Source organism: Nocardioides pollutisoli, assembly GCF_040045055.1.
Taxonomy (GTDB): domain Bacteria; phylum Actinomycetota; class Actinomycetes; order Propionibacteriales; family Nocardioidaceae; genus Nocardioides; species Nocardioides tweenelious.
Genome location: NZ_JBDZDU010000001.1, coordinates 2,557,881 through 2,583,792 on the forward strand (window position 1 = coordinate 2,557,881; position 25,912 = coordinate 2,583,792).

At 71.4% G+C, this 25,912-nt stretch carries 21 protein-coding genes and 1 tRNA gene; 18 read left to right on the top strand and 4 right to left on the bottom strand.

The window, feature by feature from the left end; all coding sequences use genetic code 11:
• The first annotated feature begins 14 nt into the window (after positions 1 to 14).
• The 13 genes from ABLE68_RS12495 to ABLE68_RS12555 all read left to right on the top strand — a co-directional run bounded on the left by ABLE68_RS12495 (position 15) and on the right by ABLE68_RS12555 (position 16,846).
• Positions 15 to 2,534 carry a hypothetical protein gene (locus tag ABLE68_RS12495; RefSeq protein WP_348871716.1) on the top strand — a complete coding sequence of 840 codons (2,520 nt, stop codon included), beginning with the start codon at positions 15 to 17 and terminating at the stop codon, positions 2,532 to 2,534.
• A gap of 97 nt (positions 2,535 to 2,631) precedes the next feature.
• On the top strand, positions 2,632 to 6,189 hold the full coding sequence (gene mfd, locus ABLE68_RS12500) for a transcription-repair coupling factor (RefSeq protein ID WP_348871717.1): 3,558 nt from the start codon (positions 2,632 to 2,634) through the stop codon (positions 6,187 to 6,189).
• Positions 6,186 to 6,860 carry a hypothetical protein gene (locus tag ABLE68_RS12505; protein ID WP_348871718.1) on the top strand — a complete coding sequence of 225 codons (675 nt, stop codon included), beginning with the start codon at positions 6,186 to 6,188 and terminating at the stop codon, positions 6,858 to 6,860. Before mfd ends, ABLE68_RS12505 begins: the two co-directional genes overlap by 4 nt.
• Positions 6,860 to 7,246 (top strand): MazG nucleotide pyrophosphohydrolase domain-containing protein, encoded by a 387-nt coding sequence (locus tag ABLE68_RS12510; RefSeq protein ID WP_348871719.1) that lies wholly within the window; start codon positions 6,860 to 6,862, stop codon positions 7,244 to 7,246. Before ABLE68_RS12505 ends, ABLE68_RS12510 begins: the two co-directional genes overlap by 1 nt.
• Before the next feature lie 30 nt (positions 7,247 to 7,276).
• Positions 7,277 to 7,654: a response regulator gene (locus ABLE68_RS12515; RefSeq protein WP_348871720.1), complete on the top strand. Its 378-nt coding sequence runs from the start codon at positions 7,277 to 7,279 to the stop codon at positions 7,652 to 7,654.
• Positions 7,654 to 9,681 carry an ATP-binding protein gene (locus tag ABLE68_RS12520; RefSeq protein ID WP_348871721.1) on the top strand — a complete coding sequence of 676 codons (2,028 nt, stop codon included), beginning with the start codon at positions 7,654 to 7,656 and terminating at the stop codon, positions 9,679 to 9,681. The genes ABLE68_RS12515 and ABLE68_RS12520 overlap by 1 nt, the downstream gene beginning before the upstream one ends.
• Positions 9,682 to 9,714: 33 nt before the next feature.
• The gene (gene eno / locus ABLE68_RS12525; protein WP_348871722.1) at positions 9,715 to 10,992 is read left to right on the top strand and encodes a phosphopyruvate hydratase; all 1,278 of its coding nucleotides are present in this window, start codon (positions 9,715 to 9,717) and stop codon (positions 10,990 to 10,992) included.
• Positions 10,993 to 11,007: 15 nt separating this feature from the next.
• The gene (locus tag ABLE68_RS12530) at positions 11,008 to 11,577 is read left to right on the top strand and encodes an FtsB family cell division protein (RefSeq protein WP_348871723.1); all 570 of its coding nucleotides are present in this window, start codon (positions 11,008 to 11,010) and stop codon (positions 11,575 to 11,577) included.
• Positions 11,578 to 11,595: 18 nt separating this feature from the next.
• On the top strand, positions 11,596 to 12,087 hold the full coding sequence (locus tag ABLE68_RS12535; protein ID WP_348871724.1) for a DUF501 domain-containing protein: 492 nt from the start codon (positions 11,596 to 11,598) through the stop codon (positions 12,085 to 12,087).
• Positions 12,066 to 12,986, top strand: coding sequence for a Ppx/GppA phosphatase family protein (locus ABLE68_RS12540; protein WP_348871726.1), 921 nt, complete (start codon positions 12,066 to 12,068; stop codon positions 12,984 to 12,986). Before ABLE68_RS12535 ends, ABLE68_RS12540 begins: the two co-directional genes overlap by 22 nt.
• Positions 12,987 to 13,035: 49 nt before the next feature.
• Positions 13,036 to 13,875 (top strand): uracil-DNA glycosylase, encoded by an 840-nt coding sequence (locus ABLE68_RS12545; protein ID WP_348871727.1) that lies wholly within the window; start codon positions 13,036 to 13,038, stop codon positions 13,873 to 13,875.
• Between the two features lie 14 nt (positions 13,876 to 13,889).
• Positions 13,890 to 13,963: transfer RNA gene (locus tag ABLE68_RS12550), tRNA-Leu, on the top strand.
• Between the two features lie 36 nt (positions 13,964 to 13,999).
• Positions 14,000 to 16,846 (top strand): M36 family metallopeptidase, encoded by a 2,847-nt coding sequence (locus ABLE68_RS12555; RefSeq protein WP_348871729.1) that lies wholly within the window; start codon positions 14,000 to 14,002, stop codon positions 16,844 to 16,846.
• A 42-nt stretch (positions 16,847 to 16,888) separates the two neighbouring features.
• Here the strand turns inward: ABLE68_RS12555 and ABLE68_RS12560 are convergent, their stop codons facing one another.
• Together ABLE68_RS12560 and ABLE68_RS12565 are read right to left on the bottom strand one after the other, a co-directional pair.
• A complete protein-coding gene (locus ABLE68_RS12560; RefSeq protein WP_348871731.1) occupies positions 16,889 to 17,236 on the bottom strand; it encodes an MmcQ/YjbR family DNA-binding protein in 348 nt (115 codons plus the stop codon).
• A 2-nt stretch (positions 17,237 to 17,238) separates the two neighbouring features.
• Positions 17,239 to 18,309: a hypothetical protein gene (locus tag ABLE68_RS12565; protein WP_348871732.1), complete on the bottom strand. Its 1,071-nt coding sequence runs from the start codon at positions 18,307 to 18,309 to the stop codon at positions 17,239 to 17,241.
• Between the two features lie 82 nt (positions 18,310 to 18,391).
• Between ABLE68_RS12565 and ABLE68_RS12570 the strand changes: the two genes are divergently transcribed.
• Both ABLE68_RS12570 and ABLE68_RS12575 read left to right on the top strand, forming a co-directional pair.
• Positions 18,392 to 19,837, top strand: coding sequence for a cellulase family glycosylhydrolase (locus tag ABLE68_RS12570; protein ID WP_348871733.1), 1,446 nt, complete (start codon positions 18,392 to 18,394; stop codon positions 19,835 to 19,837).
• Positions 19,838 to 19,883: 46 nt separating this feature from the next.
• The gene (locus ABLE68_RS12575; protein WP_348871735.1) at positions 19,884 to 20,771 is read left to right on the top strand and encodes a Bax inhibitor-1/YccA family protein; all 888 of its coding nucleotides are present in this window, start codon (positions 19,884 to 19,886) and stop codon (positions 20,769 to 20,771) included.
• 8 nt (positions 20,772 to 20,779) lie between these two features.
• Here the strand turns inward: ABLE68_RS12575 and ABLE68_RS12580 are convergent, their stop codons facing one another.
• On the bottom strand, positions 20,780 to 21,823 hold the full coding sequence (locus ABLE68_RS12580) for an SGNH/GDSL hydrolase family protein (RefSeq protein WP_348871736.1): 1,044 nt from the start codon (positions 21,821 to 21,823) through the stop codon (positions 20,780 to 20,782).
• Between the two features lie 78 nt (positions 21,824 to 21,901).
• Here ABLE68_RS12580 and ABLE68_RS12585 point away from each other — a divergent pair, with 78 nt between their 5' ends.
• From ABLE68_RS12585 to ABLE68_RS12595, 3 genes are all read left to right on the top strand, one after another.
• Positions 21,902 to 23,299: a cystathionine beta-synthase gene (locus tag ABLE68_RS12585; protein WP_348871737.1), complete on the top strand. Its 1,398-nt coding sequence runs from the start codon at positions 21,902 to 21,904 to the stop codon at positions 23,297 to 23,299.
• Between the two features lie 175 nt (positions 23,300 to 23,474).
• Complete coding sequence (locus tag ABLE68_RS12590; RefSeq protein ID WP_348871739.1) at positions 23,475 to 23,921, top strand: Zn-ribbon domain-containing OB-fold protein; 447 nt, start codon at positions 23,475 to 23,477, stop codon at positions 23,919 to 23,921.
• Entirely contained in the window at positions 23,918 to 25,111 is a 1,194-nt protein-coding gene (locus tag ABLE68_RS12595; RefSeq protein WP_348871740.1) for a lipid-transfer protein, read from the top strand. The genes ABLE68_RS12590 and ABLE68_RS12595 overlap by 4 nt, the downstream gene beginning before the upstream one ends.
• A gap of 69 nt (positions 25,112 to 25,180) precedes the next feature.
• On the opposite strand, the gene ABLE68_RS12600 is transcribed toward ABLE68_RS12595, so the two are convergent.
• Positions 25,181 to 25,744, bottom strand: a complete 564-nt coding sequence (locus ABLE68_RS12600) for a TIGR03086 family metal-binding protein (protein WP_348871743.1) — start codon at positions 25,742 to 25,744, stop codon at positions 25,181 to 25,183.
• Positions 25,745 to 25,912: the final 168 nt, after the last annotated feature.

Genomic DNA, 25,912 nt, shown 5'->3' on the forward strand with positions numbered 1-25,912 from the left:
CTATCGTTGATCGAATGTGGGCCCATCGGGCCGCCCTCGTGGTGGTCGCGATCGTCGCTGGCTGCCTGGTCATGGTGCCGGGCCCGGCGAGGGCCGACGACGCCCTGGTGACGACCGAGACCCAGCTGCGTGCCGCCTGGGGCGACCCGCTGACCACCCGCATCGACCTCGGTGCCGACATCGTCCTGCGTGACTGCCACCTCGGCGACCCGATCCGCGAGTCGCCGTACCCGCTCGTGCTCGACGGCCACGGTCACACGCTCCGGCAGTCCTGCTTCGAGAAGCGTCTGCTGCGCCAGGACGGCACCGGCTGGCTCGACATCCGCGACGTGACCCTGACCCGCGGCGGCTCCGACGGACCTGGCGCTGCGCTGACCTCGCGCGGCGAGATCCTCCTGTCGGACTGCGGGATCAAGGAGAACCTGTCCGAGGAGCCGGGCGGCGGTGTCTTCTCGATGCGGCGGGTGACGGCCTACCGCTGCCACATCAACGGCAACCTCGCCAACGACGACGGCGGCGGGATCTACGCGCGGCGCGGCGGCGTCCAGGTCTACGACTCGGTGATGAGTGCCAACCTGGTCGACGGGTCCGGCGGCGCCATCGGATCGACCGGCGACATCCTGGTCGTCGACTCGTGGGTCGACGGCAACACGACCGACGGCGACGGGGGAGCGCTCTACGCCGACGAGGACGGCGACGTCACCGTGATCCGGTCGCTCGTCGACGGCAGCGACGCCGACGGTCCGGGCGGCGCCATCTTCACGCTCGACGGCGACGTGGCGATCTACGACTCGACGCTCAACGGCAACCGTGCCGACGACCGAGGTGGCGCGATCTCGGGCGAGGCCGACGTGCTCGTCGTCAACTCCAACGTCGCCCGCAACCTGGCCGTCGCCCACGCCGGTGGCGGGATCTGGGCGCGCGGCAACCTGGTGGTCATCAACTCGACGGTCTCCAACAACTACGCCGAGGGCGACGGCGGCGGGCTGTTGTCGGCGGGCCGCACCACGCTGATCGGGTCGACGGTGACGCGGAACATCGCCTCCGTCGGCGGTGACGTCGGGTCGGCCGGACGGCTGGACGCCTTCGGCTCGATCATCGGACCGCCGACCACGGAGGGCGTCACCGGCGACACCATCCCGACCGTCCGGAGCTGTCGCGTGTACGCCGCGAGCTCCGGTGGCTACAACAACGTCGCCGACCCGTCCTGCGACCTGGACGGCGCCACGGACCTCCTCGGCGCGGACCCGATGCTCGAGCAGGTCAACGCTGACCCGCTGGGCTTCGTGCTGGTGCCGAAGTCCGGCAGCCCGGCGATCGACCGCATCCCGAGCGGGTCGTGCGCCGGCACGCTCCCCGATCCGTTGCCGGCGGGCCAGCTGCTGGACGGCTGGGTCGACTGGGACGAGGTCATGGCCCGCGACACGCTCGGCAACCTGCGCGACACGGGCGGTGCCTGCGACGTCGGGGCCGTCCAGACGCCGATCGTGCGACCGCCCGACCTCGACCTCCCGGACCGGCCGGTCCCCGACGTCCAGCAGGTGCTCGCCCCGGTCGCTCCTCTCCGGTTGAAGCCGCACCACCACCCGTCCCACGTCCGCCACTCGATCGCCGCGCTCGCGAAGCGGCTGCACCGGCTCGACCGAGAGGCCAGGCGCTTCGGTGTGCTGGAGAGCTGCATGACCTCCCTCGGCGTCGACCGGGTCGGCGACCGGCAGCACCGGTGGGGCTTCCTCTACGACGAGATGGACGGGACCGGTCTCGACACCCGGCCCGCCCTGGTGCGCCACACCGGTCCCGGTGACCCGGACTGGCGTCTGCTGCGGCTCTCGACCGACCGCCGGTGCCTGAGCGCGCCGACGGACCCCAACGGCACCGGTGCGGACGCCCGGTCTCCCGGCCTCCACCACGTCAAGCACCCCCACCACCTGCGTCATCGGGTGGGTCGCCTCGAGCGACTCTTCGACCGTGTGGACGCCCGCGCGGAGCGGTTCGACGACTGGGAGTCCTGCCTGAGCTGGCTGCCGATGACCGAGGCCGGCGACGCCGACCAGGACCTCGGCTACCTCGTCGACCAGGGCCTCTGGCCCTACGAGCGCGTGCACTACCCGGCCGTCGACCTCGACCACAGCGAGTGGGAGGACCCCGACTACCAGGTGCTGGCGTTCCGCGGCCAGGACGACCCGTTCGGCAAGGGCGAGTGCGGCACCGACCCCGGTGAGGCTCCGGACCGGCAGGATCGCCCGGACACCCTGCGGTCGCGGATCCACGCCCTGCGCGACGACGTCGACGACCTGGGGGAGCCCGTCTTCGAGATCACCACCTTCGACCAGTGCATGTACACCCTCGGCTTCCGCGACGAGCCGGGCTACCTCTACCGCTCGCCGGACGGCGCCACGACGCGGAGGTCGGCGCTCTCGTTCGACCTGCGTGGCGACCACCTCCCGGAGTTCAGCCTGATGGCGTTCCCCGGCGAGGAGCCGCCCCAGATCGAGTGCAACGAGGACGCCGGCGGGGTCGAGACCGACGAGTGAGCCGACCGTCGGTGGGCGGTCGTAGACTCGACGCATCACCCCCTGTCACTCGTTGACCGGGGGCTCTCGTGTTGTCCGCCCCACCTTCGGAGCCCCAGTGCACCTGTCCGGCCTTGCCGACGCCGTCCTCGCCGACCCCACGCTCGCGACCGCGATGGCGGACGCCCGCGGTGGTGTGGTGCCGACCCTGGACCTGACCGGTCCCGAGGCGATGCGGCCGTACGTCGTCGCCGGCCTGGTGGGCGCCGGCCGCACGGTGCTGGCAGTGACCGCGACCGCGCGTGAGGCGGAGGACCTGGTCGGCTCGCTCGGCGACCTGCTCGACCCGGCCACCATCGGCTACTACCCGAGCTGGGAGACGCTGCCCCACGAGCGGCTGAGCCCGCGCAGCGACACGGTCGGCCGCCGGCTCGCGGTGCTGCGCCGGCTGTGCCACCCGGGGACCGACGCCTCCAACGGACCGCTGCAGGTGGTCGTGGCCCCGGTGCGGTCGGTGCTCCAGCCCCAGGTCAAGGGGCTCGGCGACCTCGAGCCGGTCGAGCTCTCGCCCGGCGACTCGGCTCCGCTCGACGACGTCGTACGCCGGCTCTCGGCCGCGGCGTACTCCCGCGTCGACCTGGTCGAGAAGCGTGGCGAGTTCGCGGTCCGCGGCGGCATCGTCGACGTCTTCCCGCCGACCGAGGAACACCCGCTGCGCGTGGAGTTCTGGGGCGACGACGTCGAGGAGATCCGCTCGTTCTCGGTCGCCGACCAGCGCACCCTGGAGAAGGTCGAGCGGCTCTGGGCGCCGCCGTGCCGCGAGCTGCTGCTCACCGACGAGGTCCGGGAGCGGGCGGCCGAGCTCGGCCGGCAGCACCCGCAACTGCTCGAGCTGACCGACAAGATCGCGTCCGGCATCGCCGCCGAGGGCATGGAGTCGCTGGCGCCCGTGCTCGTCGACGAGATGGAGCTGCTCGTCGACCTGATGCCTGACGACACCCACGTGCTGGTGCTCGACCCCGAGCGCGCCCGCAGTCGCGCCCACGACCTGGTCGCGACCAGCGAGGAGTTCCTCGGCGCCAGCTGGGCGGCCGCCGCCGGCGGCGGGACCGCCCCGATCGACCTCGGCGCCGCGTCGTACCGCTCCATCGGCGACGTCCGCGAGCACACCCTCGCCCGTGGCCTGGCGTGGTGGAGCGTGAGCCCCTTCGGCATCGAGTCGCCCGAAGACCTCCCCGACCTCCCCGACCTGGACTTCGTGCCGACGCGGACCATTCCGGCGACCTCCGTCGACGCCTACCGCGGCGAGATGGAGCGCGCGATCGCCGACATCGACCGCTGGCGCCAGACCGGTCAGCGGGTCGTGGTCCTGCACACCGGACACGGCCCGGCGCAGCGGATGGTGGAGGTGCTCTCCGAGCACGACGTCCCCGCTCGCCTGGTCGACGACATCCAGGCGGCCGCCGACCTCACCGACTCCGTCGTGACGGTCACCTGCGGCGCGATCGACCACGGCTTCGTCGACGAGACCAACCGGCTCGTCGTCCTCACCGGCGAGGACCTGTCCGGCCAGAAGGCCTCGACCCGCGACATGCGGAAGATGCCCGCGCGCCGCAAGAAGCAGATCGACCCGCTCGAGCTCAAGCCCGGCGACTACGTCGTCCACGAGCAGCACGGCGTCGGGCGCTTCGTGGAGATGAAGCAGCGCGAGGTCGGGGGAGCGGTCCGCGAATACCTCGTCCTCGAGTACGGCGCCTCCAAGCGCGGCGGTCCGGCGGACCGGCTCTACGTCCCCGCCGACGCGCTCGACCAGGTCACCCGCTACGTCGGTGGCGAGCAGCCCTCGCTCGACCGGCTCGGCGGCGCCGACTGGACCAAGCGCAAGGCCAAGGCACGCAAGGCGGTCCGCGAGATCGCGGCCGAGCTGATCAAGCTCTACGCCGCGCGCCAGGCGACCCAGGGCTTCGCCTTCGGCCCGGACACCCCGTGGCAGCGCGAGCTCGAGGACGCGTTCCCCTTCCACGAGACGCCCGACCAGCTGACCACGGTCGACGAGGTCAAGGGCGACATGATGCGCACCATGCCGATGGACCGGCTGGTCTGCGGCGACGTCGGCTACGGCAAGACCGAGATCGCGGTGCGTGCGGCGTTCAAGGCGGTGCAGGACGGCAAGCAGGTCGCCGTGCTGGTGCCGACGACGCTGCTGGTCACCCAGCACCTGAGCACCTTCACCGAGCGGATGAGCGGCTTCCCCGTTGTGCTCAAGGGGCTGTCACGGTTCCAGACCGACGCCGAGGCCCGCGAGGTCATCGCCGGGCTCCAGGACGGGTCGGTCGACATCGTGGTCGGCACCCACCGGCTGCTCAACCCCGACATCCGGATGAAGGACCTCGGGCTGATCATCGTCGACGAGGAGCAGCGCTTCGGCGTCGAGCACAAGGAGCAGATGAAGCGGATGCGGACGTCGGTCGACGTGCTGTCGATGTCGGCGACCCCGATCCCGCGCACGCTCGAGATGGCGATCACCGGCATCCGTGAGATGTCCACGATCACCACCCCGCCGGAGGAGCGCCACCCGGTCCTGACCTACGTCGGCGCCTACGAGGACCGGCAGATCGTCGCCGCCGTACGCCGTGAGCTGCTGCGCGAGGGCCAGGTCTTCTACATCCACAACCGGGTCAGCTCGATCGAGAAGGCGGCGGCCCGGATCAAGGAGCTGGTCCCCGAGGCGCGGGTCGCGACGGCCCACGGCCAGATGGGCGAGCACCAGCTGGAGCAGGTGATGCTGGACTTCTGGGAGAAGCGCTTCGACGTGCTCGTCTGCACGACGATCGTCGAGTCCGGCCTGGACGTCTCCAACGCCAACACGATGGTGATCGAGCGGGCCGACACCCTCGGTCTCTCCCAGCTCCACCAGCTGCGTGGTCGCGTCGGACGGTCCCGTGAGCGCGCCTACGCCTACTTCCTCTACCCCCCGGAGAAGCCGCTCACGGAGACCGCCCACGAACGGCTCGCGACGCTGGCCCAGCACTCCGACCTCGGCGGCGGCATGGCGATCGCCATGAAGGACCTCGAGATCCGCGGCGCCGGCAACCTGCTCGGAGGCGAGCAGTCGGGCCACATCGCCGACGTCGGCTTCGACCTCTACGTCCGGCTGGTGGGCGAAGCGGTCCACGAGTTCCGCGGCGACGGCGGCGAGCCCGAGCTCAACGAGGTCCGCGTCGAGCTGCCTGTCGACGCCCACCTGCCGCACGACTACATCGCGAGCGAGCGGCTGCGGCTGGAGATGTACAAGCGGCTGGCCGAGGTGCGCTCCGACGACGACGTCGACCTGCTCAACGAGGAGATGCTCGACCGCTACGGCGAGCCGCCGGTCGAGGTCGTCTCGCTGCTCCTGGTCGCGCGGTTCCGGGCCCGGGCACGCCAGGCCGGCATCGGCGAGATCACGATCGCCGGGCGCAACGTCCGGTTCGCGCCGGTCGACCTGCCCGAGTCGCGCGTCGTACGCCTCAACCGCCTCTACCCGAAGTCGATCGTCAAGGCCCCGGTCAGCACGATCCTCGTCCCGCGACCGCAGACCGCCGTCATCGGAGGTCAGCCCATCAGTGGGATCGCCCTGCTTGAATGGGCGCGCCACGTGATCGACTCCGTCATCGACCCTCAGGAGAGCAAGTGAGCCGTGTAGGTGCCCTGGCCGGTCTGGCCGTCGTGTCGGCCGTGCTGCTGACCGGGTGTGGGTCCACGCCCGACCTCAACCCGGGCGTCGCGGCTCGGGTCGGTGACGACACGGTGAGCGTGCAGCACGTCGCGGACGTCGCGGCCGGCTACTGCGCAGCAGCCGAGCCCCAGCTGCAGGGCCAGGTCCTGCCCAACCACTACCTCAACGCCCAGGTCGCCAGCAGCATCGCGCTGCGGTCGGCCGCCGACCAGATGATGGCCGAGCACGACGTCACGGTCGACGAGTCCTACACCAAGGCCGAGGCCGCCGCCCGCCAGGACGACTCGCTCGCCAAGCTCAGCGACTCGGCCCGCGACGCGCTGATCGAGGTCCAGGGTGCCGAGACCTACGTCAACGCGGCCGAGATCTCGGTCGGCAAGGCCGAGCTCGGCGCCTCGGCCAGCGCCGACGACGCCCAGGCTGCCGGTGCGAAGGTCTTCCTCGCCTGGCTCGCCGACCACGACGTGAAGATCGACCCGAAGTACGGCGTCGACATCGTCGACGGCAAGTCCGTCCTCGAGGACACCAGCCTCTCCTACGCCCTCAGCGACACCGCCACCAAGGCCGACGCGAGCACGCCGGACACCGCCTACGCCGGCGCACTGCCCGACTCGCAGCGCTGCGGCTGATGGCCGAAGAGCCGCTCGTGGAGTTCGCCGCGATGATGCGGCAGCTCCGGGCCGAGTGCGCTTGGAAGCGCGAGCAGACCCACGAGTCGCTGGTGCCCTTCCTGCACGAGGAGGCCGGTGAGGTCGCGGAGGCGATCGAGGAGGGCGACCCTGAGCACCTGCGCGAGGAGCTCGGCGACCTGCTCCTGCAGGTCTACTTCCACGCGGCGATCGCGGAGGAGGCCGGCGAGTTCACCATGGACGACGTCGTACGCGGTCTCGCCGAGAAGATGCGACGCCGCAACCCGCACGTCTTCGGGACGGAGGAACAGCGGGCCGAGGCGGCCGGGCTGAGTGCCGACGAGGTCTCCGCGCGCTGGGAGGACATCAAGCGAGGCGGGGGCTAGGTCGAGAGACATGGCCTAAGGTCCCTTGCTGTGGCTCGGGTACTGATCGTTGAGGACGATGTCGACGTGCGCGACTGGATCGCACACTGCATGCTGCACGACGGTCACGAGCTGCGTGGGGTCACCGATGCCCGCCGGCTGCGGGCGCTCCGCGACGAGGAGCCCGACTACCGGCCCGACCTGGTGCTGATGGACTACGCCCTCCCTGACACCGACGGCGTCACGCTCCTGGGCGAGATCGCCGGCTTCTGGCCGGACGTCCCCGCCGTCTTCGTGACGGTGCAGTGGACCGGCGAGGTCATCACCCGGATCGAGAACACCGGTCACGAGCGGATCGCCAAGCCGTTCAACCCCGATGACCTCCGGGCAGCCGCCCGGAGAGCGCTGGAGGCGAGCGGGGAGCGGTGATGACCCTCCGGGTGCGCCTCCTCGACCTGGGTGCGTTCGCGGCGTACTTCGTCGTGGCGGCCTACCTCGGGCGGCAGGCGGTGGTGTCGGGAAGCAACGTGGCGCTGGTCTGGCCGGCTGCCGGAGTGGCCGCAGCGTGGCTGGCGGTCACCGGGTGGCGGCGGTGGATCGTCGTCGACACGGTCTGCCTCGTCGTGCTCGCCTGGGTGGTCTACGTCCTGACCGGCACCTCGGCGGGCGTCGCGCTCGCGCCGGCGATCGGCACCGCCGTGCAGGCCCTGGTGTTCGGCGTGCTGATCAGCCGGTGGCGACCGGACTGGTGGGGGTTCGGCGACGACCCGCCGGCGGGCGTCCAGCGGCTGCGCGACCTCGGTCAGCTGCTGGCGGCCGCCGCCGCGGCCGCTGCGGTCTCGTCGCTGGTCGGGCCTACGGGAGCCATCGCCTCCGGCGACGCGGAGTGGAGCCTGATCGGCGCGTGGACGCTGCGCAACTCGATCGGGATCGTCGCCATCTTCCCGCTCTCGCTGCTGGCCCGGAACGCCGCGCGCTCGCGCGTGCCCGGCCGCACTCCCCGGGCGATCGGCCCCTATCGCGGCAGCACCATCGAGTTCCTCGTGCTGGGCGTCGTCACCTTCATCGCCGGGTGGCTGGTGTTCGGGGTCAACGACACGCTTCCGGTGCCCTTCCTCCTCCTCGCGACCTCGGTGTGGGCCGGCACCCGCTTCTCGCCCTGGGTCGCCGACCTGCACGCCCTGTTGCTGGCGACCGGGGTCGTCGTGTGCACGGTGGTGGGGCAGGGCCCCTTCGCGGAGATCGCCGACCCGGACTCCCAGGTGCTCGTCGTCCAGGCCTACGTCGCGGTCGTCGTCGTGCTCACCCTCGCGCTGTCGGTCGGGCGCTACGAGAGCCTCGACCTCAACCAGCGGCTGGTCGCCGCGGAGGACGCCGCCACCGCCCAGGCGACGATGATGCGCACGATCCTCGACACGATGGCCGACGGCGTCAGCGTGCTCGACGGCACCGGCCGCCTCGTGCTCCGCAACCCGGCCGCCACTCACCTGGTAGGCGGTCCCAGCCTCGATGCCGACGGCCGCGTCGCGAGCGGACGGACGGGCATCTTCTACGCCGACGGCACCCCGATGGCGCGCGACGACGGGCTCTTCCTCCGTGCCCTCACGGGCGAGGAGGTGGAGGCGGTCGACCTGGTCGTCCGCAACCGGGCCGCGCCCGACGGGCGGACGCTCCAGGTGACGTCTCGGCCGATCCCCGCCAGCGACCCGCCCCTCGTGGTGGTGGTCTTCCACGACGTGACGGCCGACCGCCGCGAGCGCGACGAGCTGGCGTCGTTCGCCGGTGTCGTCGCCCACGACCTCCTCAACCCGCTCACGGTCGTGGAGGGTTGGTCCGAGTCGCTGCTCGAGTCGGCCCGCGCCGGGATCGTCGTACCCCCCGACCGGCAGGTCGACCATCTCGACCGGATCCAGCGCGCCGCGCAGCGGATGCAGCACCTGATCGGCGACCTGCTCGCCTACACGACCGCTCGGGACCTCAAGATCACGCCCGTCCGGTGCGACCTCCAGGCCCTGGCGCAGGACGTCGCGCGAGCGCGGGTCGACGCGAGCCGGGTCCGGGAGGAGGAGCCGCCCGTGATCACCGTGGGCGCACTGCCCGCGGTCCTCGCGGAGCCGGTGCTGCTGCGGCAGGTCGTCGACAACCTGATCGGCAACTCGGTGAAGTACGTCGCGCCCGGCGTCCAGCCCCGGATCCAGGTGCGCGGCCGGGTCGTCGACGACATGGTGGAGGTGGAGGTCAGCGACAACGGGATCGGCATCCCGGACGGCCAGCACGAGAGCGTCTTCGACACCTTCCACCGCGCCCACCAGGACGGCTACCGCGGCACCGGCCTCGGGCTGTCGATCGTCAAGCGGATCGTCGAGCGGCACGGCGGCACCGCCACCGCACGCGACAACGACACCGGGAGCGGGACCACGATGGCGGTCTCGTTCCCAGCGGCCGACCTCGCCTGATCGCGCACGTCCGATCCCACTAGGCTGGGTGGCATGGCATCCATCGAAGCTGTCGGCGCCCGCGAGATCCTCGACTCCCGAGGCAACCCCACCGTCGAGGTCGAGGTCCTGCTCGACGACGGTGCGTTCGCACGGGCCATGGTGCCCAGTGGCGCGTCCACCGGTGCGTTCGAGGCGGTCGAGCTCCGCGACGGCGGTGACCGCTACGGCGGCAAGGGCGTCGAGAAGGCCGTCGCCGCGGTGATCCAGACGATCGCGCCTGCGGTCGAGGGTCTCGCCGCTGACGACCAGCGGCTCGTCGACCAGACGATGCTCGAGCTCGACGGCACGCCCAACAAGGCCAACCTCGGCGCCAACGCGATCCTCGGTGTCTCGCTCGCCGTCGCCCGCGCCGCCGCCGACTCCGCCGGCCTGCCGCTCTACCGCTACGTCGGCGGGCCCAACGCCCACCTGCTGCCGGTGCCGATGATGAACATCCTCAACGGCGGCTCGCACGCCGACTCCAACGTGGACGTGCAGGAGTTCATGATCGCGCCGATCGGTGCCCCGACCTTCCGCGAGGCGCTGCGCTCCGGCGCGGAGGTCTACCACGCGCTCAAGTCGGTGCTGAAGAAGAAGGGCCTCTCCACCGGCCTCGGCGACGAGGGCGGCTTCGCGCCGAACCTCGACAGCAACCGCGCCGCGCTCGACCTGATCGCGGAGGCCGTGTCGGCCGCGGGGCTCACCCTCGGCAAGGACATCGCCCTGGCGATGGACGTCGCGGCGTCGGAGTTCTACCGGGACGGCAGCTACCACTTCGAGGGCGGCACCAAGTCGGCCGAGGAGATGTCGGCCTACTACGCCGAGCTGGTCGCGTCGTACCCCATCGTCTCGATCGAGGACCCGCTCGACGAGGACGACTGGGACGGCTGGAAGGCGATCACCGACCAGATCGGCAGCAAGACCCAGATCGTCGGCGACGACCTCTTCGTCACCAACGTCGAGCGGCTCCAGCGCGGCATCGAGGGCGGCCAGGCCAACGCGCTGCTGGTGAAGGTCAACCAGATCGGCTCGCTGACCGAGACCCTCGACTCCGTCGAGCTCGCGCACCGCAACGGCTACCGCTGCATGATGAGCCACCGCTCGGGCGAGACCGAGGACACCACGATCGCCGACCTGGCTGTCGCGGTGAACTGCGGCCAGATCAAGACGGGTGCTCCGGCACGCTCCGACCGGGTGGCGAAGTACAACCAGCTGCTGCGCATCGAGGACGAATTGGGAGATGCAGCGCGCTACTCCGGCGCGTCGGCGTTCCCGCGCTACCTCGGCTGAGCGACCCTAGGACACATGCCCTCGGAGTCTCGTCGTACGCCGCCACGCGGCGCGCGACCCCGTGGCCGCACCGGCCCCGGGCGGGACACCGGCTCCCAGCGAGCGGTCCGCGCACCCGTCGCGGGCGGCGCTGCCGTCGCCGGCCGGCGACCGTCCCGGCTGACCGGTCGGGCGATGGTGCTCGTGCTGGTGCTCGCCCTGCTGACGATCTCCTACGCGTCGTCGATGAAGGCCTACCTGCAGCAGCGCTCGCACATCAGTGACCTCAAGGACCAGATCGCGCTGCGCGAGGCGTCGATCGACGACCTCGAGCGCGAGAAGCAGCGCTGGCAGGATCCCGCGTTCGTCCGCCAGCAGGCCCGCGAGCTCAACTACGTGATGCCCGGCGAGACGACGTACACCGTCCTCGACGCCGACGGCAAGCCGATCGAGCAGACCAACAAGCTCAGCGACCCGACGACGGTCACGAAGAAGGAGCCGACCGCGTGGTGGTCCACCGCGTGGAAGTCCGTCGAGCTGGCCGGCGACCCTCCGAAGGCCTCCGACGAGCCCGACCCGATGACCAAGATCGGCCCGAACGACTGACCCTGGGATGATGACGGCGTGATCGACCCAGCCGACGAGTCCGCCATCGAAGCCCAGCTCGGCCGCGAGCCGCGGGCGATCCACGCGATCGGGCACCGCTGCCCGTGCGGCAACCCCGACGTGGTCACCACCGAGCCGCGGTTGCCGAACGGCACGCCGTTCCCGACCACCTTCTACCTGACCTGCCCGCGAGCCGCGTCGCGGATCGGCACGCTCGAGGGCTCGGGGCTGATGAAGGAGATGCAGGACCGCCTCGCCGACGACCCGGAGCTCGCTGCGGCGTACCGGGCGGCGCACGAGCGCTACCTGGAGCTCCGGGCCAGCCTCGGCTCGGTGCCCGAGATCGAGGGCATCTCCGCGGGAGGCATGCCCGACCGGGTCAAGTGCCTCCACGTGCTGGCCGGGCAGTCGCTCGCGATGGGTCCGGGCGTCAACCCGCTCGGCGACGAGGTGCTCGAGCTGCTCGGCGCGTGGTGGGAGTCCGGGCCGTGCGTCCAGCCGAGCGAGTAGCCGCCATCGACTGCGGCACCAACACGATCAAGCTGCTGATCGGTGCGCTGCCCGATGTGGACGTCCGCGAGATGCGGATGGTCCGCCTCGGCCAGGACCTCGACCGGACCGGCCGGATCGCCGACGAGGCGCTGGTGCGGGCGTTCGCCGCGATCGATGAGTACGCCGAGCTGATCCGCCGCTACGAGGTGCCACCCTCGCGGGTGCGGTTCGTCGCGACCTCGGCCTCGCGGGACGCCTCGAACGCCGCGGACTTCGTGGCCGGCGTGCGCTCGCGCCTGGGGGTCGAGCCGGAGGTCGTCTCCGGCGACGTCGAGGCAGCGCTCTCGTTCGACGGTGCCGTGCGCAACCTGCGAGAGACCCCGTCCCTGCCGGTGCTGGTGATCGACATCGGCGGCGGCTCGACCGAGCTGATCCTGGGCTCGTCGGCCCCGGACGCGGCGTACTCCATGGACATCGGCTCGGTGCGGCTCCACGAGCGCCACCTCCACTCCGACCCGCCGACGGCCGACGAGGTCGCGGCCTGCGTCGCCGACATCGACGCCCACCTCGACGCCTGCCCGGTCTCGCCGTCGTCGGCCGGGACCGTGGTGGGTGTGGCCGGCACGGTCACCCAGCTCGCGGCCGTCGCGCTCGACCTCCCGGCCTACTCCCGCTCCGACGTCGACCAGCTGGTGCTCCCCGTCGCCGACGTCCACGCCACCGTCGAGCGGCTGCTCGCGATGACCGTCGCCGAACGCCGTGCGCTCCCGTCCATGCACCCCGGTCGTGCGGACGTGATCGGTGCCGGCGTGCTGATCCTCCACCGGATCCTGCGCCGTACCCCCGCCACCACCCTCGTCGTCTCCGACTCCGACATCCTGGACGGGATCGCGTGGTCGATCGCATCGGCGGGGTAGTCACGGACGAAAGGGTCGGTCTACTGATGAGTAATGGGTCCGATCGTCCGTGACTACCCCGACGCCGCTCCCGCACCCCGCCACCGGGGACCCCTACCCGTCACCCGTGCCACCCGGGACGGGCTGGCCGGGGGACCCCGCCACCGCGGAGACACCGGTCGCCGGCACGCCTGCGCAGGTACGTCGCCTCGCGCGCGGCACCGACCTGGCCGAGCTCGACGCCCGCGTCTCGGTCTGTCGCGCGTGCCCGCGCCTGGTGCGCTGGCGCGAGGACGTGGCCCGCGACAAGCGGGCGTCGTACGCCGCCGAGCCCTACTGGGGCCGGCCGATCCCGGGCTGGGGCTCGACCACGCCGCGGGTCCTGGTCGTCGGCCTCGCCCCGGCCGCCAACGGCGCCAACCGCACCGGCCGCGTCTTCACCGGCGACCGCAGCGGCGACTGGCTCTTCGCGAGCCTCCACCGGGTCGGCCTGGCCCGGATCGCCACCAGCACCCACGCGGCCGACGGCCAGGAGCTGATCGACACCCGGATGGTCGCGACCGTGCGCTGCGCACCGCCGCAGAACAAGCCGACCGTCACCGAGCGCGACACCTGCGCGCCCTGGATCGAGGCCGAGCTCGGGCTCCTCGTCGACCACGTGAGGGTCGTCGTCGCCCTCGGTGCCTACGGCTGGGACGCCACCCTGCGCTCGTACTCCGCCATCGGCTGGCAGGGGACTCGCCCCAAGCCGCGGTTCGGCCACGGAGCCGAGGCGCGGCTCCACCTCGGCGACCGCGAGGTCACCCTGCTCGGCTGCTACCACCCCAGCCAGCAGAACACCTTCACCGGCCGGCTCACCGAGCCGATGCTCGACGCCGTGCTCGGGCGGGCAGCCGTCACGGGCTTATAGGCTCCGCGACACTCGCCCCCGTATCCCAACCGGCAGAGGAAGGCGCCTTAAAAGCGCTCAAGTCTGGGTTCGAATCCCAGCGGGGGCACCGATCCCGCCACTAGGGTCCGGGGCGGAGGTGGCCATGCCCCGTCACATCGGACCCGCAGCACTGGCGATCGCGACCGTCGTCACCGGGCTGGCGGTCAGCTCGCCCGCTCTCGCGACCCTGCCGCCGACCCCGGCGCCGCACCAGAGCCTCCGGGCCGAGCTCGGGACCGAGGGTGTCCTGCAGCGCGACCAGGTGACCGGTACGCCGAGGGTCGTCGCGCGGCTCGACGGCACGCTCACCGGACCGAGCACGCAGGCGCCGGCCGACATCGCCCTCGACTACGTCCGCGCGCACCTGAGCGCGTTCGATGTCGACGAGCGCGACCTCGGCCAGCTCCACCTCGACCGCGACTACGTCGACGTCGACGGCACCCACCACCTGGTCTGGCAGCAGCGGGTGCGCGGCGTGCCGGCCTTCGACAACGGGCTGCGCGCCAACGTCGCGGCCGACGGTCGTCTGGTCAACGTCCTGGGGTCGCCGATCCACGGGCTCCGCGCGAGCGTCGTGCCGAGGATCCCGGCCGACACCGCTCTGCGCACCGCTCTGCGCGACGGCGGCGCCACCAAGGTCAGCGTCCCGCGGGTGTCCGCACGGACGGCCGGTCCGCAGCGCAACGTCGTCTGGCGCTCGGGCGACCGCGCCGAGCTCGTGCTCTACGCCGACGGTTCGCCGGGCGGGGCCAGCCTCGGCTGGCAGGTCAACGCCCGGGTGTCCGAGGAGGCGTCGTACGTCTCCGTCGTCGACGCGTCCTCGGGCGACGTGCTGTGGCGCGCCAACATGGTCCACGGCGACCAGGGCAACGGCACGGCCTGGGAGAACTACCCGGGTGCCCCGTCGGGAGGTACGCCGGAGCCGGTGACCTTCCCGGTCTTCGACGGGTCCAGGCTCAGCGGCGAGAACGGCCACGTCTACGCCGACACCCAGGACTATCTCTACGTCCCCGGTCCTCCTCCGCCCGACGACGCGGAGTTCCCCGCGACGAGCGGCCTGGACTGGAGCGACGCCACCACGACCTTCGACACGACGACGACGGCCCGCCACTGCAGCACGGCCTTCCCCTGCACCTGGGACAGCACGAAGAAGTTCAGCTGGCGCGCCAACCTCCGCCACACCGCCGTGCAGGCCTACCACTACCTGAACGTCTTCCACGACCACCTGCTCGCCGACCCGATCGGCTTCACGCCCGCGGCCGGCAACTTCCAGGTCCACAACCCGACCGGGCAGGGGATCGGCCACGACGCCGTCCAGACCCAGATCGACGACGGTGCCGACACCGCCAAGACGCTCTGCCAGCAGCCCGGAGCAGGCCCGACCACCGGGGGCTTCCCGAACACCTTCCACGCGACCAACGCCAACATGGCGGTCCAGCAGGACGGCGTACCTCCGCAGATGCAGATGTACCTCTGGGCCAGCCACCCGGCGCGCTGCGCCCTCAAGACCAATGCCCCCGACAGCAACTCGGCCGACGACGCCGGCATCGTCTTCCACGAGTACGCCCACGGGCTCTCGGGTCGGCTCGTCCTGACCAGCACCGGCGTCCCGGCGCTCAAGTCCTTCCAGGCCGGCAGCATGGGCGAGGCGTGGAGCGACTGGTACGCCATGGACTTCCTCGTCACCGAGGGCCTCGAGACGGACCTGCCCGGCGACGGCGACTTCCTGGTCGGCCGCTACCCGACCGGTGGTCTCGGCGCCCGCTCCGAGGCACTCGACTGCCCGGTCGGGTCGGTCGCGTCGGGATGCGCGGGCTCCGGGACCGCCGGGCCCGGTGGCTACACGTACGGCGACCTCACCCGCATCGCCGCGGACAAGAAGGGCACGACCTTCCCGGAGGTGCACCAGGACGGCGAGATCTGGGCGCAGACGCTCTGGCAGGTCCGTGACCGGCTGGGCTCCGCGAAGTCGCTGAGCCTCGTCACCCGGGCCATGGAGCTCTCGCCGCCGAACCCGTCCTTCCTCGACATGCGCAACGCCATCCTGCTCGCCGACCAGGTCGCGTACGACGGCGCCGACGCCGCGACGCTCTGGTCGGTCTTCGCCGCACGCGGGATGGGCTTCTTCGCCGACACCCGGGGCGGCAACGACTTCCACCCGCGCGAGGACTTCAGCGTCCCGCCGGCCTGTCCCGACGACTGCGCGACCCTCTTCGGTCGCGTCACCGACAGCGTCACCGGCCGCGCGGTGCCGGGGGCGCGCGTGACCCTGCCGGGCACCGGCCTGGCGACCACGACGACCGTGAGCGGCCACTACTTCCTCCATGACGTCCCGGTCGGCACCTACCGCCGGCTCACCGTCGCCCTGCGCGGCCACGAGACGGCCGTCGAGCACGACCTCGCCGTCGCGGGTGAGACCACGCGGCTCGACCTGCCGCTGGCCCGCGACTGGGCGTCGCGTGAGGGCGGCGCCAGCGTCGTGGACCACAACGGGACCGACTTCGACAGCGAGTTCGGCTGCGGGCCGCGGCGCGCGCTCGACCTGTCGCTGACGCGCGGGTGGATGACGGACGCGGTCCACCAGACGCCCGCGACGGGGCTGGTCGGAGGCCGCAAGTTCTTCGTGCTGAAGATGCCCCGACCCGTGCGCGTGACGTCGATCGGGATCGCGCCGTACCTCGCCTGCGGCGGGTTCGACAGCTCGATGGCGGTCAAGGGCTTCGTGGTCCAGGGCAGCGCCACGCAGGACGGACCGTGGCGGACCCTGGTGACCAACACCAGGGCGCTGCCGCTGCACGGCCTCACCGACCTCACGGTCGACCGCGGCCCACGGGTGCGCTTCGTCCGGGTCGAGCTGCGCTCCAACCGCCACCAGGCGGGCCAGCACGACGACGCGCGGATGTTCATGGGTCTCGGCGAGATCACCGTGCACGGCCGCGGGCAGCCGTAGGTCTCGATACGCTCGCTGGCGCTCGCTACTCGACCAACGAGGTCATCGCGGCAGTACGTCGTCCCGCGCGGCCACCAGGTCCTCGGGCGCGGAGAGCCGCCAGGCCTCGAAGGTCAGCTCGGCGAGCTCGTCGCGCTCCACGCCCTCGAGGTGGACGACGACCCAGCCGAAGCCGAACGCCGTGTACTGGATCTCGAACACGTCCGGTCGCTCGCCGACCAGCGCCAGCTGCTCGGCGATGGTCTGCTTGAGGCCGACCGTCCGCGTCGGCTCCCACAGGTAGCCGAACGTGTACTGCCCGACCTCGAGCTTCCAGTAGCGACCCCGGTCGTGCCGCTTCGCGCCTGGCAGCTGGTCGACCAGCTCCAGGAAGTCCTGGATGGTCGACATGCCTACGCCGCCACCTCGGCTGCCTGCGCCCGCCGGTAGGCGTAGACCGGCTGGTAGCGGTCGTGCAGCGTGGTCATCAGGCTGATCAGGCAGAGGAAGAAGAACGTCGTCCAGCCGTGCCCGCTCCGACCGAGGGTGAAGTCGATCAGCCAGACCATCCCGACGTTGACCCCGATCCTCACGATCACGGCCAGGCCGGCCGACTCGATCGACCAGTTCCGGCGCGAGAAGAGGAGCGTGATCACGGCGTTGAGGGCGACCAGCGTGCCGATCGAGATGAAGAGGTCTTGCGTCGACAGCGAGACCGTCGGCAGGAAGAGCCCGTAGATGGCCGACACGACACCGACCAGCACGATCTTCTCGAGCGTCATCCATGAGACCACCCAGCCGCCCGCGACGTGGATCGCGGCCAGCTTGGCGCTGGTGTCGACGGCGTCCGGGATCGGGTCGGACACGATCCGGAAGGAGTGGTCGGGCTCGGGCAGCCGCGGGCGTACGCCGAACCACAGGATCGCGGCGAGCAGCAGGAGCAGGAAGATCAGCAGTGGCCACGCCCACCAGTAGTCCTGCAGCGTGTCGGTCACGTCGAGCTCGGCGATGTGCAGCCAGTACTCCTGCGGCAGCTTCACGAAGATCCAGATGAACGCCGCGGTCAGGATCCAGGCGCGCTGGCTGACCGGCCGGGTGCTCCAGCGCGTGCGCCACAGCTCGTAGGCGATGAAGAAGTACTCGAACGTGTTGGGGAAGACCAGCAGCAACCAGCGCTCGTGGGTCACCTCGAACAGGAACGCCCCGGCCAGCCGGTAGTAGAAGAGGAACCGCGCGACCGCGAACGCGTGGAGGTTGTCCCAGTTGCGCATCGCCGCGAGGTAGGCGATGGACAGGTAGAAGATGTCCATCGCCTTGTCGTAGTTCTGGTAGCCCGGAGGGTCGAACCCGAACGCCTGGAAGATCGTCTGGTCGGCGGCGTCGAGCACCAGGCAGGCGATGATCGCGGGCAGCGGGAAGCGCGGGATCAGCAGCGGCAGCAGGAACCGGCCACCGACGACCAGGGCGAATACGAAGTGCTCCACGGGCGTGAGTCTGGCGTACGCCGAGCCCGCGCGAGTCACCTTCTTCGGACCATCTCGTTTCCCTACCGTGCGCAGGCTCTGGATGCTCCTTCCGCTCGTGGTCGCCCTCGTCCTCTCGACGGGCGTCGCCGCCACCGCGAGCGACTCCCCGCAGCTGCGCCGCGAGGGTCGCTGGCTGGTCGACCCGCAGGGCCGGGTGGTGATCGTCCACGGGCTCAACCTGGTCTGGAAGCACGCGCCGTACGCCCCGCCCGACACTCGGCCCGGCTTCCAGGCGCGCGACGCCCGCTGGCTCGCGCGGCACGGCTTCAACGGCGCCCGGGTCGGCGCGCTGTGGGCCGGGCTGACCCCGGACGCGCCCGGCAAGGCGGACCCGACGTACGTCGCCCGGGTGCAGCGCGTCCTCGACCTGCTCGCGAAGCGGCACGTCTGGTCGCAGCTCGACATGCACCAGGACCAGTGGCACGAGACGTACGGCGGCGAGGGCGTGCCCGACTGGGCGCTGCACCGCCCGGCGCCGTACGACGCCCTGCCGCCGGTGACCGCACCGTTCCCGACCGGCTACTGGACGCCCGAGGTGTCGACGGTCTTCGACAACTTCTGGGCCGACCAGGACGACCTGCTCGACGGGTGGACCGACGCGTGGCGGATCGGCGCGACGGCCTGGAAGGACCAGCCCTACCTGATGGGCTACGACCTGCTCAACGAGCCGTGGATGGGGATGGAGTGGGAGACCTGCCTCGCCAACGGCTGCCCGGCGTCGTACGCCGACGAGCTGCAGCCCGCCATGGAGAAGGGTCTCGCCGCGGTCCGCGCGGTCGACCGCCACAACATCGTCTGGTGGGAGCCGCAGCAGTTCGCGGGCGGTCAGAAGCTCGACACGTTCTACGAGCCGGTGGCGGGGGAGGACCAGCTCGGGCTGTCGTGGCACAACTACTGCCCCGACGTCTTCCTCGAGTCGCAGGGGATCCCCGGCAGCGACGTCGAGAACTGCTGGGCCTTCAGCCGTGACCGCGAGGACCACGCCCTCGCGCAGGCGCGCACCATGCACGCCGTGCCACTGATGTCGGAGTGGGGTGCGACCGACAACCTGCGCGCGATCGAGATCGACGCGGACGTCGCCGACGAGAGCCTGATGGGCTGGACCCACTGGGCCTACAAGCGCTGGAACGACCCGACGACCGCCGACGGTGCGCAGGGCCTCTTCCGCGACGACGCGGACCCGTCGTCGGTGAAGAAGGGCAAGCTCCGGCTGCTGGTGCGCACCTACGCCCAGGCCACGGCCGGGATCCCGCTCGCGATGTCCTTCGACGCCCACGACGGTGCCTTCCGCTACCGCTACCGGCCGGACCGCTCGATCGACGCCCCGACCCGGATCTTCGTCAGCCCGCTGCACTACCCGCACGGCTTCCGGGTCGGCGTCGAGCACGGTCACGTGGTCTCGCGGTCGGCCCACCGGCTGCTGGTCGTGGCCGACTCCACACGTCCGGTCACCGTGCACGTCGTACGCCGGGAACGTTCGGCCTGACAGGTGCGTTGGAGTCAGTGAGCCCATCTAGACTGGGCTCGTACAGGTGACCCGTCAGAGCGACGACACCCACGGCCTCGAGGAGAGACCAATGCAGAGCAACAACCCGGTGTTCCGCCGGTCCGAGGAGTTCACCACGGCCGGTGGCCAGCCCCACTACGGATCGACCGGCTACACCGACCCCGCGACCTGGAGCACCGGCAACCCCGGTCAGCCCGGTCAGCCCAGTGCCCCGGTCGCCACCGGCGGCCCGATGACGATCGACTCGGTCGTCCAGAAGACCGCGCTGTCCCTCGCCGTTGTCATGGTGACGGCTGCCGCGACCTGGATCCTGAGCCCCGACGTCGACCAGAACACCGACCCGTCCGCGATCTCCGGCCTCATCGCCGCGGCCACCATCGGCTCGCTGCTGGCCTTCGTGCTGTCGATGGTCAACTCGTTCAAGCGCGTGATCAGCCCCGCCCTCGTGATCCTCTTCTGCGCGGCCGAGGGTGTTGCCCTCGGCGCGATCAGCAAGGTCTTCGACATGGCCTACCCGGGCGTGGTGATGAGTGCGGTGATCGGCACCTTCGGCGCCTTCGCCGGCACGCTCGCGGTCTACAAGTTCTTCAACATCAAGGTCACCGACAAGTTCCGCCGGATGGTCGTCGCGGCCATGCTCGGTGTCGTCGCGATCAGCCTGATCGAGGTCGTGCTGAGCCTCTTCGGCGCCCAGATCGGCTTCTTCGAGGACGGCTCGCTGGGCCTGATCTTCGCGGTCGTCGGCCTCGCGCTCGGTGTCTTCATGCTGGTGCTCGACTTCGACTTCGTCGAGCAGGGCGTCCGCAACGGCATCCCGGACCGCGAGGGCTGGCGCGCCGCCTTCGCGATGACCGTCAGCCTGGTCTGGATCTACACCAACCTGCTGCGGATCCTCGCGATCATGCGCGACTGACCCGTCTGCTACTGACCTTCGTCGACCCGTCCGAGCTCCTCGGGCGGGTCGTCGTCGTTCTGCTCCGGGGCCTCGCCGTCGGTGCCGGGGTGCCGGCGCCGGTGACGCAGCTCGACCCAGAGACCGCGTACGCCGCGGCGCGAGCCGCCGACCTCGGTGCCGTCCAGCTCGGTGCCGGGGACGTTGACGGCCTGGATCGCGGCCGTGGTGATCGGCAGCACGCCCTCGCCGCGGTAGGCCTCGGGCTCCGCCTCGTCGTCGGGGATCAGTCCGAGCGCGGCCAGGGTCGACGGCAGCAGCACCTGCACCAGCGACTTGTAGCCGCTCGCCGACGGGTGGAACTGGTCCGGCCCGAAGAGCAGCGCCGGGGCGGCCGCGAACTCCGGCCCGAGGATCGAGCCGAGCGAGACCGTGCGCCCGCCGGTCTCGACGACCGTGATCGTCTGTGCGGCGGCCAGGCGGCGCGACCAGGTGCGGGCCACCTGCTTGAGCGGCGGCGGGATCGGCTTGATCGTGCCGAGGTCGGGACACGTGCCGACGAGGACGGCGACCCCGGCCTCCCGGAGGCGGCGTACGCCGTCGGACAGGTGGCGCACGGACGCGGAGGGTCGCACGGTGTGGGTCACGTCGTTGGCGCCGATCAGGATCACCGCGACGTCGGGCTCGCTCGGCAGCGCCTTCTCGATCTGGCTGAGGAGGTCCGACGACATCGCTCCGACCACCGCGAGGTCGCGCAGGTGGACCCGGCGGCCGGCCCGCTCGGCGAGCTGGCTCGCCAGCAGCGCACCCGGGGTCTCCTCGACCCGGTCGACGCCGTAGCCGGCGGCGCTGGAGTCACCCAGCAGCGCGACCTTGATCGCCGGTCCGGGCAGGCCGCGGCCGTACCACCCGGTCGAGTCCGGCGGGTCGTGGTCGAGCCGCCCGATCGTCTTGCGGGCGACCTCCGCCTCGACCCGCAGCACGCCGTACAGGGCGGCTCCGAGCACAGACAGGCCGCCTCCGCCGTACGCAGCGGCAGAGGCCAGCTTCCGAGCAGCTCCGGCTTTCCCCACGCCTGCACTCTACGGAGCGCTACCAGCCGGTAGTCACGGGGTTTCCGTGGAAGTGATGGTCGCAACTAGATTGAGTCAATGCAGTACGTCGACTCTCTCCTGGACCTCATCGGCAACACCCCGCTGCTGAGGCTCTCCAAGTCCATGGGCTCCCTGGAAGGCGCAACAGGACCGATCGTCCTGGCCAAGGTGGAGTACCTCAACCCCGGCGGCTCCGTGAAGGACCGCATCGCCACGCGGATGATCGAGGCCGCAGAGGCGTCCGGCGAGCTCCAGCCCGGCGGCACGATCGTCGAGCCGACCTCGGGCAACACCGGCGTCGGGCTCGCGATGGTCGCGCAGGCGAAGGGCTACAAGTGCATCTTCGTGTGCCCCGACAAGGTCAGCGAGGACAAGCGCAACGTGCTCAAGGCGTACGGCGCCGAGGTGGTCGTCTGCCCGACCGCCGTCGAGCCCGAGCACCCCGACTCCTACTACAACGTCTCCGACCGGCTCGCGTCGCAGCCGGGCGCGTGGAAGCCCGACCAGTACTCCAACCCCCACAACCCGCGCTCGCACTACGAGACGACCGGCCCCGAGATCTGGGCCCAGACCGAGGGCCGGATCACCCACTTCGTGGCGGGCGTCGGCACCGGCGGCACCATCAGCGGCACCGGCCGCTACCTCAAGGAGCAGAACCCCTCCGTGCAGGTCGTCGGGGCCGACCCGGCGGGCTCGGTCTACTCCGGCGGCTCCGGTCGCCCCTACCTCGTCGAGGGCGTGGGTGAGGACTTCTGGCCCGACGCCTACGACCGCGACGTCGCGGACCGGATCATCGAGGTCTCCGACGCCGACTCGTTCGCGACCACCCGTCGGCTGGCCCGCGAGGAGGCGCTGCTCGTCGGCGGCTCGTCCGGCATGGCGGCGTACGCCGCGATCCAGCTCGCCCACGAGCTCGAGGGCACGCCCGAGGGCGAGAACGCCGTCATCGTCGTCCTCCTCCCGGACTCGGGGCGCGGCTACCTCACCAAGGTCTTCAACGACGAGTGGCTGGGCCAGTACGGCTTCCCGGTCGAGGGCGTCGAGCGGCACGTGCAGTCGGTCGGCGAGGTGCTGCGCGGCAAGGACGGGCGCCTGCCCGACCTCGTCCACACGCACCCCGGCGAGACCATCGCCGAGGCGGTGGCAATCCTGCAGGAGTACAACGTCTCGCAGATGCCGGTCGTCCGCGCCGAGCCGCCCGTGGTGGCCGCCGAGGTCGTCGGGTCGGTCTCCGAGCGCACCCTCCTCGACCAGCTCTTCACCGGCGTCGCCCGGCTGACCGACAGCGTCAGCGAGCACATGTCGCCGCCGCTGCCCTCGATCGGCTCGACCGAGCCGGCCCGCGAGGCGGTCGGCGCGCTCGAAGGTGCGGACGCGCTGCTCGTCCACGAGGACGGCAAGCCGGTCGGGGTCGTCACCCGCCACGACCTGCTGGCCTACCTCGCCCGAGGCTGAGCATTGGTGGTCGAGGAGGTCGCGCAGCGACCGCACTCGAAACCCCCGCAGCTGACGCAGCTACGTCGGCTGCGGGGGGTTTCGAGACAGGACTTCGTCCTTCCTCAACCACCGGCGGCACCACCCGCCGCACCTCGCCTATAGTGAGAACACGTTCTAGTTCTCAGGAGTGCTGATGACGGCGACCCCGGCGATCGACGGGTGGTTCACCACCGGAACGGACCCGGCGCTGCTCGGGTCGCGGTGCACGACGTGCGGGACGGTGTTCTTCCCGAAGAAGGCTGGCGTCTGCGCCAACCCCGCGTGCGCGGGCGAGGAGTTCGCGGAGGTCGAGCTGTCGCGCCGCGGGACGATCTGGTCCTACACCGACGCGCAGTACCAGCCGCCGCCGCCGTACATCTCCCAGGCCGACCCCTACGTGCCGTTCGCGCTCGCCGCGGTCGAGCTGCCGGAGGGCCTGGTCGTGCTCGGCCAGGTCGCCGACGGCTACGGCGTGGCCGACCTCAAGGTCGGCGCAGAGGCCGAGCTGGTCGTGGAGAGGCTCTACGCCGACGAGACCGGCGACCGCACGATCTGGCGCTGGAAGCCGGTCACCGAGATGGGCGAGGAGTCGGACCAGTGAGCGCACACGACGTCGCCGTCGCCGGGGTGGGCATGCACCCCTGGGGCAAGTGGGGCAAGAACTTCGTGACGTACGGCGTGCACGCGGCCCGCGCCGCGCTCGCCGACAGCGGCATCGCCTGGCAGGACGTCGACCTCATCGTCGGCGGCGAGACGGTGCGCAACGGCTACGGCGGCTACGTCGCCGGCGCGACGTTCGCCCAGGCCCTCGGCTGGAACGGCGCCAAGGTCGCCACGTCGTACGCCGCCTGCGCCACCGGTGCCCAGGCCCTCGACACCGCCCGCGCCCGGATCCTGGCCGGCCTCTCGGAGGTCGCCCTCGTGGTCGGCGCCGACACGACCCCCAAGGGCTTCCTCGCGCCCAACGCCGGTGAGCGCTGGGACGACCCCGACTGGCTGCGGTTCCGGCTGCTCGGCATGACCAACCCGGCCTACTTCGCGCTCTACGCGCGCCGCCGGATGGACCTCTACGGCGCGACGCCCGAGGACTTCGCGGCGGTCAAGGTCAAGAACGCCAAGCACGGCCTCGAGAACCCCAACGCGCGCTACCGCAAGGAGGTCAGCGTCGAGGACGTGCTGACCAGCGCCGTCGTCTCCGACCCGCTGCACCTGCTCGACATCTGCGCGACCTCCGACGGAGCGGCCGCGGTCGTCCTCTGCTCCACGGAGTACGCCGCCCAGCACGGCCTCGGTGGCGGGGTGAGGATCAACGCGATCTCGACGGTCACGCCGACCTTCCCCAACACCGTGATCGACATGCCGCTGCTCTCGACCGACGCCACCACCTCGGTCGACGCGGGGGAGCTGACCTTCAAGGAGTCGATCGGGCAGGCGGCGTACGACGAGGCGGGCATCGACCCGGCCGACGTCTCGGTCGCCGAGGTCTACGACCTGTCCACTGCCCTCGAGCTCGACTGGATCGAGGACCTCCAGCTCTGCAAGCGTGGCGAGGCCGAGGCCCTGCTCCGCGCCGGAGACACCACCATCGGCGGCCGGATCCCGGTCAACCCGTCGGGTGGGCTGGCGTGCTTCGGCGAGGCCGTGCCCGCGCAGGCGCTGGCCCAGGTCTGCGAGGTGACCTGGCAGCTGCGTGGTCAGGCGACCGGTCGCCAGGTCGAGGGCGCCCGCGTCGGCATCACCGCCAACCAGGGCCTCTTCGGCCACGGCTCCTCGGTGCTCCTCAGCCGCTGATCTCCCGTCGCACCTGACGTACAGGTCGTCATCCGGTCGTTCGGACGACATGTACGTCAGGTGCGTCGGTCAAACCCGGCGCCCGAGCAGCGCCACGAGCCGGTCGATCGCGGGGGCGTCGTCGGCGACGGGCTGGGGCGGGCCGAAGGGCGTGCGATCCGGGGGCAGTCGCTCCATCAACGCCAGGCTGTGCGCGATGGCGCGCTCGGCCGCCGCGTCGTCGACGACGAGTGAGTCACCCGCGACGTCCCAGCCGTGCACGAGCGCCTCGATGGTCCGCAGCTCAGCGATCGGCGCCGCCGCCATCGGCCCGATGCCGGTCGGGAAGGGCGTGCTCGGGTCGGCGGCGGCCAGGGCCGACCGCAGCGCGCTCGCGCCGACGGCGTACGTCGACGCCAGGTCGTCGTCCGGGACCTCGGCCACCTCGGCGGCCAGCGCCGGCAGGTCGTAGCGGACGCCGCCCAGCGACGTCGTGAAGGCCCGCTCCCCGGTGATCAGGTGCCGGGTCACGCCCGCGACGTCCCAGTCCTCGCAGGGCGTCGGCCGACTCCAGCCGTCGGCGCCGAGCGCGTCGATCGCGTCGATCGCGACGGCGTACGCCGCCTGGGCATGGGCGAGATCCGTCAGATCCATGGGCCCACTCTGTCATGTGGGTCACGTTCCTGACCCCCACGGAACACCCCGGTGCAGAGCCCGTCGACGGACTTTGAGAAAACTTTCACAAGCGTGCAGGAGGGGACCTTTGGCCCGAACCGGGGGACCCACGGCACGGGTGTCAGGGGCATCGTCGTTCGTAGCGTT

Coding starts and splice junctions, on each gene's coding strand:
- ABLE68_RS12510 (WP_348871719.1), top strand. CDS start 6,860: ATGGCCGAAGAGCCGCTCGTGGAGTTCGCCGCGATGATGCGGCAGCTC.
- ABLE68_RS12555 (WP_348871729.1), top strand. CDS start 14,000: ATGCCCCGTCACATCGGACCCGCAGCACTGGCGATCGCGACCGTCGTC.
- ABLE68_RS12570 (WP_348871733.1), top strand. CDS start 18,392: ATGCTCCTTCCGCTCGTGGTCGCCCTCGTCCTCTCGACGGGCGTCGCC.
- ABLE68_RS12495 (WP_348871716.1), top strand. CDS start 15: ATGTGGGCCCATCGGGCCGCCCTCGTGGTGGTCGCGATCGTCGCTGGC.
- ABLE68_RS12560 (WP_348871731.1), bottom strand. CDS start 17,236: ATGTCGACCATCCAGGACTTCCTGGAGCTGGTCGACCAGCTGCCAGGC.
- ABLE68_RS12590 (WP_348871739.1), top strand. CDS start 23,475: ATGACGGCGACCCCGGCGATCGACGGGTGGTTCACCACCGGAACGGAC.
- ABLE68_RS12520 (WP_348871721.1), top strand. CDS start 7,654: ATGACCCTCCGGGTGCGCCTCCTCGACCTGGGTGCGTTCGCGGCGTAC.
- ABLE68_RS12530 (WP_348871723.1), top strand. CDS start 11,008: ATGCCCTCGGAGTCTCGTCGTACGCCGCCACGCGGCGCGCGACCCCGT.
- ABLE68_RS12585 (WP_348871737.1), top strand. CDS start 21,902: ATGCAGTACGTCGACTCTCTCCTGGACCTCATCGGCAACACCCCGCTG.
- ABLE68_RS12600 (WP_348871743.1), bottom strand. CDS start 25,744: ATGGATCTGACGGATCTCGCCCATGCCCAGGCGGCGTACGCCGTCGCG.
- eno (WP_348871722.1), top strand. CDS start 9,715: ATGGCATCCATCGAAGCTGTCGGCGCCCGCGAGATCCTCGACTCCCGA.